Source organism: Clostridium beijerinckii, assembly GCF_008705175.1.
Classification (GTDB): Bacteria; Bacillota; Clostridia; order Clostridiales; family Clostridiaceae; genus Clostridium; species Clostridium beijerinckii.
On sequence record NZ_CP043998.1, the window covers coordinates 3,486,491 to 3,502,829 of the forward strand.

At 27.6% G+C, this 16,339-nt stretch carries 10 protein-coding genes; 1 reads left to right on the forward strand and 9 read right to left on the reverse strand.

The genetic code is table 11. The annotated features are described in order from the left end of the window. Positions 1-209 precede the first annotated feature (209 nt). Both F3K33_RS15620 and F3K33_RS15625 read right to left on the reverse strand, forming a co-directional pair. A complete protein-coding gene (locus tag F3K33_RS15620) occupies positions 210-1,040 on the reverse strand; it encodes a GNAT family N-acetyltransferase (RefSeq protein ID WP_039773364.1) in 831 nt (276 codons plus the stop codon). A 242-nt stretch (positions 1,041-1,282) separates the two neighbouring features. Next, positions 1,283-2,557, reverse strand: a complete 1,275-nt coding sequence (locus F3K33_RS15625; protein WP_039773365.1) for a condensation domain-containing protein — start codon at positions 2,555-2,557, stop codon at positions 1,283-1,285. A gap of 197 nt (positions 2,558-2,754) precedes the next feature. Here F3K33_RS15625 and F3K33_RS15630 point away from each other — a divergent pair, with 197 nt between their 5' ends. Continuing rightward, positions 2,755-3,822: a galactose ABC transporter substrate-binding protein gene (locus F3K33_RS15630; protein ID WP_039773366.1), complete on the forward strand. Its 1,068-nt coding sequence runs from the start codon at positions 2,755-2,757 to the stop codon at positions 3,820-3,822. Between the two features lie 355 nt (positions 3,823-4,177). Here the strand turns inward: F3K33_RS15630 and F3K33_RS15635 are convergent, their stop codons facing one another. The 7 genes from F3K33_RS15635 to F3K33_RS15665 form a co-directional block, all read right to left on the reverse strand. Next, positions 4,178-6,187, reverse strand: a complete 2,010-nt coding sequence (locus F3K33_RS15635) for a PAS domain S-box protein (RefSeq protein ID WP_023975511.1) — start codon at positions 6,185-6,187, stop codon at positions 4,178-4,180. 101 nt (positions 6,188-6,288) lie between these two features. Further along, on the reverse strand, positions 6,289-8,043 hold the full coding sequence (locus F3K33_RS15640) for a sensor domain-containing protein (RefSeq protein ID WP_039773367.1): 1,755 nt from the start codon (positions 8,041-8,043) through the stop codon (positions 6,289-6,291). Continuing rightward, positions 8,033-9,151, reverse strand: coding sequence for a GGDEF domain-containing protein (locus tag F3K33_RS15645; protein ID WP_031276002.1), 1,119 nt, complete (start codon positions 9,149-9,151; stop codon positions 8,033-8,035). The genes F3K33_RS15640 and F3K33_RS15645 overlap by 11 nt, the downstream gene beginning before the upstream one ends. Before the next feature lie 105 nt (positions 9,152-9,256). Continuing rightward, entirely contained in the window at positions 9,257-9,838 is a 582-nt protein-coding gene (locus tag F3K33_RS15650; RefSeq protein ID WP_039773368.1) for a TetR/AcrR family transcriptional regulator, read from the reverse strand. Positions 9,839-10,386: 548 nt separating this feature from the next. Further along, on the reverse strand, positions 10,387-12,651 hold the full coding sequence (locus F3K33_RS15655) for a PAS domain S-box protein (protein ID WP_023975515.1): 2,265 nt from the start codon (positions 12,649-12,651) through the stop codon (positions 10,387-10,389). A 46-nt stretch (positions 12,652-12,697) separates the two neighbouring features. Next, positions 12,698-15,772, reverse strand: coding sequence for a PAS domain-containing hybrid sensor histidine kinase/response regulator (locus F3K33_RS15660; RefSeq protein ID WP_069187768.1), 3,075 nt, complete (start codon positions 15,770-15,772; stop codon positions 12,698-12,700). A 273-nt stretch (positions 15,773-16,045) separates the two neighbouring features. Then, complete coding sequence (locus F3K33_RS15665; RefSeq protein ID WP_012059270.1) at positions 16,046-16,255, reverse strand: alpha/beta-type small acid-soluble spore protein; 210 nt, start codon at positions 16,253-16,255, stop codon at positions 16,046-16,048. Positions 16,256-16,339 lie beyond the last annotated feature (84 nt).

Sequence of the window (16,339 nt, forward strand, 5' to 3'; positions counted from 1 at the left end):
ATGTTATATTTCACCAGTAAGAAATGCGTTCTATGATTATTAGCTAATTCCTTTTTAGTAGTTGATAAGAATAAAAGTGGTGCGCCACGCTCATTCTTAATCATATTTTTACAAGCAAACATCCTCCTAACCATTGATATAACTAATTTTCAAAATCCGATTTTTTTATACGTTCCTAGACAATGAAAAATATCTTAATAAAAAAAGTTTTAGATGCCATTACTCTCGAAATTAAATGATATTTGAGTAACCTTTCCACATTCAGTAAACCCAACATTTTTATATGCTTTATTAGAAGCTGGATTTCTTAAATCTGTGTAAAGAACAGGAGTTTTATGTTCATTAAGAATAATTTTACACAATTCAGATACAATCTTTGCTCCAAATCCATTTCCTCTCATATCTGGTATAGTATATACCTCATTAATTCTAGCATTTCGCTTTGAATTATGAGCGATATTTGCCATAGAAATTATTTTGCTATCACATTCCCAAACATATAAGTTCTTACTTTCAATATACATTTTTGCAGTTTCTAACTGCTCTTCTGATGTAGTTTCTTTCCCAAAGCAATCATAAACAAATCCAGATAAAAACTCTGAAATAATATTAATATCATTTATCGCAGCTTGTCTAAGCTGTCCATTAATCTGCTTTGCTTCAATTACAGATGGACACTGAAACGACTCCATTTGCAAAGAAACAGAATAATTTTTATGCTTGACTTTAGAATAATGTTCAGCTAACAAGATTGCGATATTTGGTTTAGCTACAAACGTCAGTATATCCACATCTTTATATAATTCTGTGAAATCATCTTTTAATTCCTTAATATCATAATTTGTGATATTATTTTCTGTCCATATCCAAGCTGGATATTTAAGCGCTGACTGTCCAATTATTATACTTCTATTCTTATTTGTAAATAAATATGGAGATTCACTTTCTCTTACTAAATGTAGTAAATTAAACTGAACTTCGTCATCAGTAAATGGTTTAGAATCCAATATACTATCATTTCCTTGAAATTTTATTAACATTAATATACCCCCATAAAATTCTTATAAATTTCTGCCTAATTTTAATTATTGATAATATATATACTGCAAAAATAATTCTTCATCATAATTCTAAAAATATTGCAAGAATTCTATCCGTAATTGTGGATTGTGAAATGTTCATTGTGAATTGCAACATATATATTACGTATATTATTTTTCTAATTTAACACTATCTACTAATGAACAAAGCAATATTCAATATTGACACTGATAGAATTTTACTAGTACACACTGGCTTGTAACTCGTTAATAAACTTATCTAAAAAGATATTTACTTTATTTTTGTCTGATTGAGTTCCGTATAGATTGACGCTGAGTGTTGCCACATTGTCAAATGTTGATACAGCCAACTGAAAGTATGGATCATATTTGATTGAACCTGTCATATACGCTTCGATAATATCACTATCACCAAATGCAAGCTGTTTTTCATCAATTATACCTATATTAGTAAAAGCAATTGGTGGATTCACAAATTTTTTCTCAACTATTCCTCTTGCAGTCCTGTAGGGAAATACATCAAAAACTTTTTCTAGCATAGCTACACTTTTAACACAAGCTATATTAGATTTCTGTTTATTCATTTCTTTTTTTACTTTATAAAGTGTTTCTTCAAAAGTCCTACCAGTTTCATCACCTATATTACAAATAAGATTTGTACATAAATTACAGAAACCTTCCCCTCTATGATTTGGAAGATATTTTCTTAAATCTACAGTGCAAGGTATAGTCACGCATCTTCCAAACAATTCAAACAAAACTCGTATATAGGCAGTAAGCATAATATCATTTATTGTAGCCTCGTGCTCTTTAGCATAAACTTTAAGCCTAGAAAAATCTTCTTTATTAATAGTGCGAATTTCAATAAATGGATTGTTTAGATCTCCCTCTAACTCAAATTTCACATCATCATACGTAAATATATTAGCTTTACTAAACATGATTTTTACTTTCTCTGTAATTGATAAATTCTTAAGTATTTGTTTAACTTTACGATTTTTTCTTGGTATAGCTTGATAGTCTTGATTATTTTCTATATTTGAATAAATATTACTAAGCATATATAGATATTCTTTAAATCCTGCAGCATCACATAACATATGGCTCATTAATATACATAATGTATCCTTTTCTTCCACTCTAATTAATTTTATATTTAATTGTGGACCATTAAATGCATCTATTTGTTGATAAAGATATTGTTTGATATATTCTTGGTTTCCATTTTGTATTTCTACAAATTCAATTATGTCACTTGCAGTATATCCTGCTTCTTCCCAATAAGGCTGCCTTTTGGATTCATTATATCTACATCTAATCAAAGGGAAAACATTAATAGAAATATCAATAGCCTTACTCAATAGTTCTAAATCAAGTTTTCCAGAAAACTTTGCTATAAAATGGAGTGTATGATCATTAATCCTTTTAGCCTTAAAAAGATATTGCAGAATATCCCATGCCTCTGCTTTATAATTTTTATAATAACTATTTAGCATTTTACACCTCTATCATAAAATATACTCAGTATTATTTTACCATTTATATATAATTATAACATGCTTGTTCAATGATATATTATCTAATTTTTATTGCACTTTTTATTTTATAATCTTAGAATAAATTTTATATTTATACCAAACCTAATGATGAGTATTATGATTTAAAACAGTTACATAAGTTGGGGGGTCATTTAATGAAGGCATTTCAAAAAATAATAGTATTCATTCAAATTGTGTTAATTATATTCATACTAATAAATATATATCAAGTTAATACATTTGCTAGTTCAAGTTTAAATGTTAGCAATAGTAAAGTAGCTAATGTTGCAGTATTACTATATAGTTTTGATGATCCCTATATGTTAGAAATTAAAAAGAGTTTGGAGAATATTGAAAATCAAAATAAAGATAAAGTCCACTTTACTTTTTATGATGGAAAAAATAATATGGCTGTACAAAACGAAACAATAGATTCTCTTCGCAAGAGTAGTATTGATTTATTTATATTGAAACTAGCTGATACAAAAGAAGAAACCATAAAAAACATCATGCTTAATCTAAAAAATGTTCCAATTATTTTTATGGAAGTTATTCCCGAAGTTGTATCAAAAGTTTCCAAACTTTACAGTAAAGCTGTTTTTCTGTATTCAACTTCAAGCCACGAAGGTGTTTTGCAAGGTAAAATTCTTGTAGATAAATGGAATACTGATAAGAAATTTTTAGACAAGAATAATGATAATATTTTGCAATACATTTTGCTAAAAGGTGAAGCTAATAACCCATATGCTATTGAAAGAACAAATGATGTTATTTCAACAATTAATGGAGCCGGGATACAAACAGAACAGCTTGCTCTAGTAAATGCCAATTGGTTTAGAGAATTAGCTAAAACTTCAGTTGATAATCTATTTCTCAAATATGATGGTAGAATTGAAGCAATAATTGCTAATAATGATGCAATGGCTTTAGGCGCTATTGAAGCACTACAAAAATATGGATATAACAAAGGGAACAAAAATAAGAATATAGCCGTTGTTGGAATTGATGGTCTGGAAGAAGCCAAAAATTTAATAGACAAAGGATTAATGACTGGCACCCTTATTCAAGATACGAAAATGGTAGCTGAAGCCTTTTATAATATTGGAATGAATTTAATTAACAATGAACCCCCAATAGCAAATACACCTTACAAACTAGATAATGAAATAATTACGATTCCAGAGTCTTATAAGCCATATACAGGTCCAGTTAGTAACTCATAAGCAGTCTAAAGAATTTAAAAATAGCGAGTATACTTTATAAGTAAACTCACTATTTTCTTAACTTAAATACGTTGCCTAAACAGCATTCTACAACCTACTATCTATAAAACTTACCATTAGATTTAAAATTCATTTTTTTCCTATCTTTTTTGCTTATAGCAACCAAAGCACATGCAATAACAGCACCTACTGAAATTAAAATAGAATTACTCATTAAAATTCTCCTTCAAACTGCTATTTATAATTGACTATAACATATTTAAAAATATATCACGATTTACTCATCGAAAGTAATATTTTCATTAATCGCTGATTAAATTATAAATCGAATGCTATTATTTCTCTTTCATAAATATTATATAAATCTTAAAATAACATTCTTTAATGTATTCATATCAAATGGTTTAGAAATATAATCATCCATTCCAATTTCAATACATCGTTCTCTGTCTCCATTCATAGAATAAGCTGTCATAGCTATTATATTAACATGTTCTTTTGTCTTTATTTCTTTTTCTCTAATTATTCTAGTGGCATCGTATCCATTTAATTCTGGCATTTGAATATCCATGAGTATTAAATCAAATGTATTTTCTTTTAGCTTTTCTAACGCCTGCTTCCCATCATATACATACTCATATTCATATCCCAATCTATTTAGCATTTCACAAGTTATCTTAATATTTATTTCGTTATCTTCAACTAATAATATCTTTTTATTTTTACTTGATGCTATCCAAGTATTTTCTGCATTTAAATTATCATTATTTATATCCTCTGCATAATTCAATAAAAATTCTGCCGTAAAATAAAAGGTGCTTCCTTTATTTTCAATACTTTCAAACCATATGTCCCCATTCATTAGCTTTGCAATATCTTTTGAAATAGCAAGCCCTAGCCCCGTTCCATCATATTTTTTAGTGTAAGTCATATCTTGTTGGACAAATTTTTTAAAGATATCATTTTTGAATTCTTCTTTAATCCCAATACCTGTATCTTTCACTGAAAATTCTAATGTTAGCTTATTATTTGTAGTATTTAATTTCCTTACCTTAAACATTATTTGACCCATTTCAGTGAATTTAATAGCATTATTAATAATATTTATAAGTACTTGATTTAATCTAATTTCATCTCCTATTAAATCAAAATTTATATATGGATCAATATAGTAAAATACTTCTAAGTTTTTTTTACTGCATGCTATAGATAACTCTTTAGTAATCCTATCTAGAGTTTTTTTCATATTAAACGGCTTTAATGTAAGTTCAAATTTCCCTGACTCTATTTTAGAAATATCTAAAATGGTATTTAATATTCCTAGTAACAATCTTGATGAATTACTGAGCATGTCTAAATATTCTTTTTGGTTATTATTAAGTTCAGTTACCTTCAATAAGTCTATAATTCCTATTATTCCATTCATAGGAGTTCTTATTTCATGGCTAATATTTGCAAGAAATTCACTTTTAGCTTTGTTTGCCTTATCCGCTTCTTCCTTTGCTTTTTCTAGCTCCTTATAATTACTTCTTAGCTCTTCTTCTATTGCTATAAGTTCTTCATATAGAGCTGATATCTCTTCATATTTATCTCTTAACTCTTTTTCCACTTTTTTATTTTCTGTTATATCTCTAGTGATATTAGATGCTCCAATTAAATTTCCTTCAAAGTCGTAAATAGGTGAAACTGTTATTGAAACATCAATTAACTGCCCATTTTTCTTTCTTCTCTTAGATTCAAATCCCCTAACTCTTTCTCCATTTTTTATCTTTTTAATTATTTCATAAAAATCATTAATTTTCTCATCAGGAATTATGATAGATATGTGCTTTCCAATCACCTCTTCTTTTTTGTATCCATAAATATTTTCAGCACCTATATTCCAACTTGTTATAATTCCATCTAAAGTTTTTCCTATAATTGCATCCTCAGTATTTTCAACTAAAGAAGCTAATCCCCTAATTTCTGCTTCATTTTTCATTCGGTTTGATATATCTCTTATTATACTTAAAACAAATCTATCATTATTAATTTCTATTCCTATTGATTTGACTTCTACAGGAAAACTAGTACCATCACTTTTAAAGTGAATAGTTTCAAACTCAACATCACCCGATTTAGCTTTTTCAAACTGCATGATTGCAAGTTCAATTCTTTCTCTATTTCTTAATTCAAATATATTCTTAGAAAGTAGTTCTTCTTCAGTATAGCCATAAGTATCCACTGCCTTTCTATTAACCTCTAATATATTACCTTGACTTGAAAACAAAATTATTATGTCATTAGCATTACGTATAGCAGCTTCATATATTTGCAAATAATTATACTTTTTTTTATTAATATTTTCATTGGTTTCACTACTCATCTATCACCCCTCCTTAAATTCCGTAAATTAAATAACAAACGAATAAGATAGCATAAAATATAATTGTCGTTAGTATAGCATAAGCAGGCCTAATAGTTCATTTAATCATTTTTTAGCATTTTCTCAAGTTCCTCTTCACAAACTGGTTTACTGAAATAATATCCCTGAATTATATTACATCCTAAATTCATTAATTCATTAAGTTGCTCTTTAACTTCAACCCCTTCTGCTATAACCTTATACTTTAAACTTTTCGATAAGCTCAAAATACACTCTATTACTGCTCTGTTCTTATCGTTCCCAATATTATCAATAAAAGATTTATCTATTTTCAAAGTATTTATAGGTAGGATTGTTAAATAACTTAGAGATGAATATCCAGTTCCAAAGTCATCAATTGAAATATTTATACCTTTTTTTATTAGTTCATGTAAATCAGCAATTTTCTCATCATCTAATTCAATTAAAGTACTTTCGGTTATTTCTATTTCAATTAAACTTAGATGAATTTTGTTTTCTTCGCAAGTTCTTATTATTTTGTCTTTAAAATCTCTTTCTTTTATTTGAACCGGTGAAACATTTATACAGATATTATTAAATTCATACTTCCTCTCCTTAAGCTCTCTAATTTTACGGCATGCTTTCTCAAATACCCAATCTCCTATATCTACAATTATTCCAATCCTTTCAGCTATTGGTATAAATTCAGCTGGAGATACAAAACCGAGCTTTTTACTATTCCATCTCAATAACGCTTCAAAAGCAACTACCTTATTATTTAATGCATCAATTTGCGGTTGATAAACAATGGAAAATTCATTTTTCTTAATTGCTTCTTTTAATTCATTTTCAATTATTATTCTTCTTGTATATAACCTACTTAGAGCTTGTTCGAAAAAGGTGTATGTGTTTTTTCCATCTGCTTTAGACTTATACATTGCTAGATCTGCAAATTTTAGTAGATCATTCATATTATTGCTGTCTCTTGGGAAAATTGATATTCCCATGCTTGTTGTAATATACAGATGGTTTTCATTAAGTTCGAATGGATTCTTGCAATATTTTAAAATTGTATTGCACATCTCTTTAACTTTTTCTATAGAATTAATTCTTTCTATAATTACAATAAACTCATCACCGCCGACTCTATACAACTTTCCATAGTCCTTTATACATACATGTAATAATTGTGAGAATACTTTTAACATAAGATCACCATAGTCGTGTCCTAAGGTATCATTAATAGATTTAAAATTATCTAGGTCTATGAAAATTATAGCTCCTTCCTGATTCAGTTGAATATTTTTATCTAAGATATTTTTTATATCCATTAGAAACATATCCCTATTAGGAAGATTTGTAAGAGAATCATGATACAAATTATCTGCAATTCCTTTTTCTCTTTCCTTTTCTTCAGTTATATCATTTACCAATCCAAATATACGAGTTACACCTTCATCTTTCTCTTTTATGCCATTTCCTTTAAACAATACCCACTTCAATTTATTATCTTTAGTAATAATTCTAAACTCGCTCACATATAAGGTCACTTTATCTGCAACAAAAAAATTTAAATCAGTCAATGCATCCTCTCTATCTTTACTTATAGCTACTTTTTCAATACAATCAATTAAACTGCTAAAATCTTTTGAGTTATAACCAGTAATTTCTTCCCATGCATCAGAAATAAAGAAACTGTCCTCCTTTATATTCCATTCCCAAACTGCTATATTAGCTTCATCTATTGCTTGTTTATATTTTTTTAATATTTCTTCATAATCCAAATCACTTTTTTCTATCTCCATAACAGATTTCTTTGCTCTCCTTAAAAATAAGTTCATTTGATTATCTTTCATGATTATAACCTTCTTTATGGTTGTTCAATTCTTTCATATACTCTACTATCAGATCATCTAAATGCTGGCTTATAGTTAATCCATTATCTATATCTACGTTTCCATCAAGTGTGCAGCAAACTTCATTCAAAATTTCTCTTACAGCACTTATATTTTGATTTAACTCTGATAATTTGATTGTTTTTTCTTTAATATTCGTTGAATCAAATTCATACATACTTTCTTGATTTACAATTGTCCTATTTCTTCCACTAGCTTTAGCTTTATAGAGATTCTTATCTACTTTTGATAATAAATCATAAATATTCACATCTTCATCAGAAGCTTCGTACACGCCAAAACTTGCTGTTATTTTTATCTCAATACCATCATAATTGAAAGATGTATTTTCTAATACTTTTCGCATCTTCTCGGCAACTTTATACGCATTTTTAGCCTCAGTATAATTTAATATTATAATAAATTCTTCTCCACCAAATCTACCTACCCAGTCTGACTTACCTCGGACCGATTTCAATATTAGATCTGAAAAATCAATGAGTATTTTATCCCCTATAATGTGACCATATTGATCATTTACTTTTTTAAAGAAATCTATATCTGCCATAATTATCGATAAAGGCATTTTACTAATTTTCATGTAGTTAATATCTACAGGGAGTCTCTCATTTATATACCTTCTATTATATAATCCTGTCAATTCATCTTTAATTACCTTTTCATTCATTGAGATAATTAATTCTTCCACAAAGTCAGAATCCTCAGTCATCTTATGAAATACGCTTCCGATATTGGTAATATCCTTTAATATTTCTACAATATATATCTTGCCATTTAATTCTACTGGTGTTGCTGTGATTAAGACAATTTTTTCTTTATCATATTCTATTTTTACAAATGTATCATTGTTGTTATATGCTCGCATAGAAATACAGTTTTCACAAAATGTATGTTTCTTCCACAACAAATAGCATGTGCCATTTAGCCCTTGTAGCTCATTGTCCTTAACAAGAGCCGCTTTTTTATTTATTGGATCCACTATTCTTATAACATCATATAATTTTTTAAAAATAGATAGCCTTTCTTTTACTTGGTCTATTACTTCCATAAGATTCCCTCCCTTTTAAATTTAAAATCCTCTCAATTCCCCAAAAACTTTGCTTATTAAATTCATATGTACTTCTTAAAACCTCTTTTAGAATTGTTTTTCTTATTACATTAATTCAAAAAATATATCCCATAGCTTTGAAATAACTTTATCGTTTATTCTTATATTTGATGTTATCATTTCATAAAGTAAATAATCCTCAAGCTTTTTACATTTAATCAAATAACTATTTATATTTTTAGTTATAAATTTATCATTATATTGAGGATTACCCATGATATCAAGAATGATTTTGTTTTCTTCAGCTATATAGAATTTATATTTTTCTCGTATTACATTTGCTATCTCTTCTGGTGGAAACATGTGGCATCTAAGAATAAACTTTCTCTTGGATATATCTAATATATAATACTCTATCTTCTTTTTTAATAGAGTATAAAGCTTTTCCTTAAGAGGCATATTCTTGTCCATTGTCTCAATACTCTCCATGTAATCAATATAATCTTTATAAATATAATCATAAATATAGAAAAACAGATCCTGCTTTGACTTATAGTAAAAATATATTGTTGATGCTTTAACTCCAACTTCCTTACAAATATCTCTAATATTAGTAGCCTCATATCCGTTCTCCAGAAAAAGTCTAAAAGAAGTATAAAATATTTTATCTCTTGTTGAATTTTCCAAAATACTTACCTCCATTTACAAATTTACTGAAAGTTTTTTAATAACTTTGTTATTATTCTCATAAATTACAAAATTATATATATAACGTTCGTTACATAAATCATATCACTGTATTTTTCCCCATTCAATTTATTTTGTACTCTATTTTTACTCATAATTCGACTCATTTTGAATGAACACGACTTCTTTGGGAATGTAATCATATCACTATTCAAATACATGTATCTAACAATTATATTTTCTTTATAAATCTCAACCTTCTTAATTAATTTTTTCCTTGATTCATTCACGGCCCAGATTAAATATAAATTTATAAAGAATAAAAAAATCGCAGGCGACTGTGGAGCCGTAGATTTTTTTACGCATCTGCCTTTCCGAACGCATGTGAGGAAAATCTGGCAGGCGAATAAGATTTCTTTTTTATTCTTTTTCTATACAAAAACTAATTAAATAGCCTTCTTCATAAGTTATCCACAGATTCTATTACATTATAAATTCCTATAGAATAAAAAAAGCAGCACCAATTATTAGTGCTGCCTTATAAGCCTCTATGTTCTTAAGTTGAATTCTATAATATTTAACAAATTTTCAATTTCAAATGGTTTAGATATGTAATCATCCATTTTTGCCTTTATGCATTTTTCTTTGTCTTCCCGCATAGCATATGCGGTTATTGCAATTATTGGTATATGTTTTCCTTCTAATTCCTCAACTCTTATAGCCTGTGTTGTTTCAAAACCATTTAGTTCTGGCATCTGTATATCCATTAATATTAAATCAACTTTATTGTTTTTTAATATATTTATGGCCTCATTTCCATTATATGCTGAAATATATTTATACCCGTTACTCCTAATTATGTTTTCCATTACTTCTTGGCTTATTAAGTTATCTTCAACATATAAGATAACTTTATCCTCTCGATCATTATGTTGATTAAGCTTATCACTTTCAATGTTTTTTCTTTCCATAACTTGTTTTTTATCATTTGTTTTTTTAAATTCACATGTAAAAATAAATGTTGAGCCCTTACCAAAAGAGCTTTCAAAACTTATTTCTCCATTCATCAAATTAGCAAACTGTTTTGAAATTGATAACCCCAATCCTGTTCCCATATACTTTTTCATTGATGATATATTTCCTTGAGTAAAATTATTAAATATCTTATCTTTGAACTCATCATCTATACCAATCCCTGAGTCCTTAATCGTAAATTGAATTTTTTCACTATCACTATCTTCTGAAATCATACTTACTCTAAATGATATATATCCGTCATCTGTAAACTTTACTGCATTGCTAATTAGATTGGATAATATCTCCTTTAACCTCAGCTCATCACCAATAACTTCAAAATCTATGTTATGGTCTAAATAGTAACTTACTTCTAAGCCCTTAGAATTTCCAGTGACTAAAAGGCTATTATAAATACTATTTATAGTCTCTTTTAAATTAAACGGTTCCCTATTAATTCTAAATGTACCTGACTCTATTTTTGACATATCTAATAAATTATTAATAAGCCTAAGCACAGTATTTGCTGAATCATTTAATATTCTAATATATTTTTTTTGCTTTTCATTAATATCTTCTAACTTTAATAACTGTATAGCCGCCGTAATTCCATTCATTGGAGTTCTTATTTCATGGCTTATATTAGCCAAAAAAAATGATTTGGCTTTATTGGCTTCTTCTGCTTTCTGTTTTAACAATTCTAATTGTTCACACTTTTCTCGCAGATCCTTTTCTATTAGTTTCCTGTCTGTAATATCTTTATACATTGCTACTACTCCGAAAAAGAGATTATTATCATCATAAATCGGAGATGCTGACATTAAGACATTAACCAGGTTTCCCTCCTTGTCTATTCTGACAGTTTCATAATCTTTAATTACCTTTCCTTTGGTAATCATATCTATTAATTTTTGTGATTCATTTAATTTATCTTTTGGAATTAGCCGTCTCATATCATTTCCTATTATGTCCGCTTCCTTAAATCCAAACTTTGTCTCAGCGCCTTTACTCCAACGAGATATGTTCATTTCTTTGTCAAAAATCACAAATGGATCATCAAGTATATCTAAAGATATTGAAAATATCTTTGAATCTTTAAATAACCTTTCCATATCCGAAATATCTCTTATAATACTGACTGCCACATCTCTTGATTTCTTATTACTACAGACGGACCTTACTTCAACCGGAAATCTTGTCCCATCTTTTTTGTGATGATAACTTTTAAACTTTATTCCTCTATCTAAAGCTTTATTTAATTGATTTTGGGTGAATTCCCTGCTATCCTCATTTCTAAGGGTAAAGATATTTAAATTTACAAGTTCATCAAAAGAATACCCGTACATTTCAATAGCCTTTTTATTTCCATAAAGTATTTCCCCACTTCTGCTTACTACAAGAATACTCTCTAATGCATTATCTATAAAATCTCTTCCTTCTATAAACAACTTTTCATTTGATAATATGCCTTTACTTTTTATGAATGTGCAAAATATATACTTTTCAGCAAATTTACTGAAACTAACTTCATAAACAGTATCTCTAATGACTAATGTATAAATATTGTTATCAATTCTTTTTAAATAACTAAATAAATACTCTCTTAAATACATTTTAATTTCATCAACACAGTTATGGGGTAAGTTTTCACAGTCAAATTCCTTTCTGAAACTTTCATTTATAAATTTAACACTGAAATCATAAATAACTTGATTTGAATCAGTTAATGGTTCGTATATAGATATTATGTTATTAATATTATTTAAATATGATATTCCCTCTAATACTGAGCTAACCATAATTTACACCATCCCCTTATTATTTTTATAACACACTCTTTCATTCTCATAAATAGATTTCGAAGATGTTATAAATTTCTTCAACATTAAATGGTTTTGATATGCAATGATCAATTCCTAGATTCATAAGTATCTCTCTATTTTCCATAATGGTATATGAAGACATTCCGATTATAGGAATATTTTTTCCTTTTACTCTTGATATTCTCATTTCCTTAATTTTTTCAAAATCTTCTAATTTATTTAATTTCATATCTAGCAATATTAAGTCTACATAGTTACAATTTAGGATTTTCAATGCCTCGCTTATATTATGCGCATGGATATATTTGCAGCCTTTTCTCTCCACTATACTCTCCATAACTTCTTTGTCAATTGAATTAGTTTCAATGCAAAGTATGACTCTATTCATCCATAAATTATTTATATTATCATCTTCGCTAATTTTATTATCGTTCATTACCTCTATATTCTTTTCATAATAATCACTTTTTTTAAAACTACATGTAAACGTAAATGTAGAACCTTCTCCTAGTGTGCTTTCAAAGCTTATATTTCCATTCATCATCATAGCAAGCTGCTTAGATATAGATAATCCTAGACCAGTTCCTGTATATTTTTTATTTACAGATATATCACCTTGACTAAATATGCCAAAAATTTTACTCTTAAATCTTTCGTCTATTCCTATCCCTGTATCTGCTATTGTAAATTTAATTTTTACATAGTCATTATCTGACGATACTTTTGTTACCCTAAAGGATATATATCCTTTTTCAGTAAATTTTACTGCATTACTAATTAAATTATCTAATATTTGTTTTAACTTTAGTTCATCTCCAATTGCTATAAATTCTGCATTTGGGTCAAAATAATATCTTATCTCTAATCCTTTAGAATTTCCTGATTCCAAGAGATTTGTATAAATATCATCTGTTATCTTTTTCAAAGCAAATTTACCATCATTTAATTTATGTATACCGGCCTCTATTTTTGAAATATCTAAAATATTATTTATAATTGTTAATAGTTTATTTCCAGAGTTTTTTAGCAGTGTTATATACTTACTTTGCTCCTCACTCATAGGTGTTTTTTCAAGAAGCTGAATTGTTCCAAAAATGCCATTCATCGGAGTCCGTATTTCATGGCTCATATTGTCTAAGAATAACGACTTTATTTTATTAGCAATTTCAGCTTCTTCCTTTAATACTTCCAATTGCCTATATTTTTCAACAATGATCTTTTCTTTTTCAGCTAGATCTGTAATATCATGATAACAAGCTAAAGCCATAATTAAATTTCCACTTGTGTCATATATAGGAGTAGAATTTACTCTAATAGTTAGTTCTTTATCTGAACGCTTAATTATGATTGTTTTATTTTTTATTTTTTCGCCTCGTAATGCGCATTTTAAAGACAAATTCTCTACATGGATTTCATTCCCTGATGTATCAAAAGCTTGCTTAGTTATGTTAAAATCTTCTGCATTCTTTACAGCACAATAATCAGAAAGAAGACTTCTTCCTTCTGCATTCATCAAAATTATTTTACCTTCCTTATCTGCAATATAAATTGCATCAGAAATATTTTCAATGACAGCTTCTAATTGCTTTTTTTGCATCTTTATAATTGTATTACTATTAACCTGTTCAGTAACATTTCGAGTGCACAATAGCGCCTTTACTATATCTCCATCTTCATCATATAGAGGACTGCCACTTACATTAAAGTGATATTCTAATCCCTTTCTCTTAAGCGTCATTCTATATTCATTAATCTTTTCACCTTTTAGTACTCGATAGCTAGGCAAATTTTCTGGTTTGATTATATTATCATTGGAATCGTAGAATTTCACTTTTAACAAATTTTCACTGATTTTGTTTGCTAATTCAATATTATAAAAAAAGTCTTTTGCACTGGAATTTAGAATATTAATATTACCTTCTTTGTCAATTGTAAACAATCCCTCGGACATATTTCTAATTATAGCTTCTAATTTATTCTTTTGCTCTTCTATAATTTTTGCTTGTACCTTTTCCGTTATATCGTCAATTATTAAAACATATCTTTCAAAATTTCCTTTTCTATCAAATATAGGTTTGCCACTAATAACAACATGTTTCTCGAAATTTCTAGCTCCAATTATTACTCTATAGTTATTTATTTCCTTTCCTTTTTCTATATAACTAAACTTACTCTTTTCAAATTCAATTCTATTTTTATTTGCATCAAAAATCATTATTTCATCTTTTATATCATTTATATTGCTTATCTTACTAGCTTGAAATAATTCCAAAATAACTTTGCTTATTTTAATTAGCCTTCCACTTTTATCAAAGATGCTTATCTGCTCATCAGCTAAATCCATTATAGCCTCGATTTTTTTATCTCTTCTCTCAATTTCAGCAGCTTGAGCCTCAATAACCATTTTATTTCTTATTCTATCTGTTACATCAATACGATTCTCAATATAATACTTTACTTTCCCCTCTTCATATATTGGTACTATTGCTGAATCAAAATATGTTACTCCTGTTCCATGTCTATCACTCATAAAATCTTTTACATAGCACGTCTTACCTGTTTTTATAACACTCGTCCATTTTTCCCTTATTTTATCTTCCTTAAAATCTTTAGCTATTTCTTCTATTGATTTACCAATGCAATTCTCTTTCCTATTAAATGGTTCATCCATATAATAAATGTATTTTTCATTAGCTTTTAATAAAGTTAAATCTGGAGCTGAATAAATTCCAATCCCATATCTATTATCCAAGCATAACTGCTCTGCATATAAAAATTTATTTTCAATACGGGAATTCTCTTTTTCATAGAAAAAATATAATATATTCATTTTCTCGTGATCTATCTTCTTAGAAATAATCACTTCTCTTGGCTCAAGTGACCTAGTGAATATGTATACATCTATTTCATCACTAACACTTCCAAATTTATCACAAAAATCAGATTTCAATATTTTACTCAGTTCTTTATATGATTTTCCTAATAGTTCCTCTTTGTAATACCCTGTTAAATCAACAAATTCTTCGCTTACTTTAATTACTATCTTATTTGAAATAGTAATAGATGCTTCTTGATTTCTTTTACTATTAAGTGGCATTGATTCTTCCTCCGTAAATATAAACTCTTATAACATGTATGGAATTTCCATAATGCATATAAAATATAAATTCTTCAAATAGAATACATTTAATTTATTATATCATCTATACCATTATTAATAAAATAATAAACAGAAGTCTTTGATATATTAATAACTTTAAAATCACAAAAAAGCCAGTAGAACAATTAATTATATAAATAGTTCTACTAGCTTTTCGTAATCTTATTAAATTTCTAAAGAGTTATTTTCACGACCTTAGTCTTATAGTTATTACTTAAGACCTTGTTCGTAATCTTGAATCATATGTTTTACCATATAACCGCCAACATATCCATTTTGTCTTGAAGAAAGGCTTCCTTTATCGATGTTTTCATAATCACTTAATCCAACTTCTGAAGCAACCTCAGTTTTTAATCTGTTTAATCCTGCCTTTGCTTCTGGTACTAATGTTCTATTTCTTCCACTGTTATTTGATGACATATACATCAACCTCCCTTAATTAATATAAATTTTGTTTGGCATTAATATATTAACCATTATGACAAATTATAATCTATTAAAATA

Excerpts from the sequence above, each read along its gene's own strand:
- F3K33_RS15620 (WP_039773364.1), bottom strand. The coding sequence starts at position 1,040 with ATGTTAATAAAATTTCAAGGAAATGATAGTATATTGGATTCTAAACCA.
- F3K33_RS15625 (WP_039773365.1), bottom strand. The coding sequence starts at position 2,557 with ATGCTAAATAGTTATTATAAAAATTATAAAGCAGAGGCATGGGATATT.
- F3K33_RS15630 (WP_039773366.1), top strand. The coding sequence starts at position 2,755 with ATGAAGGCATTTCAAAAAATAATAGTATTCATTCAAATTGTGTTAATT.
- F3K33_RS15635 (WP_023975511.1), bottom strand. The coding sequence starts at position 6,187 with ATGAGTAGTGAAACCAATGAAAATATTAATAAAAAAAAGTATAATTAT.
- F3K33_RS15640 (WP_039773367.1), bottom strand. The coding sequence starts at position 8,043 with ATGAAAGATAATCAAATGAACTTATTTTTAAGGAGAGCAAAGAAATCT.
- F3K33_RS15645 (WP_031276002.1), bottom strand. The coding sequence starts at position 9,151 with ATGGAAGTAATAGACCAAGTAAAAGAAAGGCTATCTATTTTTAAAAAA.
- F3K33_RS15655 (WP_023975515.1), bottom strand. The coding sequence starts at position 12,651 with ATGGTTAGCTCAGTATTAGAGGGAATATCATATTTAAATAATATTAAT.
- F3K33_RS15660 (WP_069187768.1), bottom strand. The coding sequence starts at position 15,772 with ATGCCACTTAATAGTAAAAGAAATCAAGAAGCATCTATTACTATTTCA.
- F3K33_RS15665 (WP_012059270.1), bottom strand. The coding sequence starts at position 16,255 with ATGTCATCAAATAACAGTGGAAGAAATAGAACATTAGTACCAGAAGCA.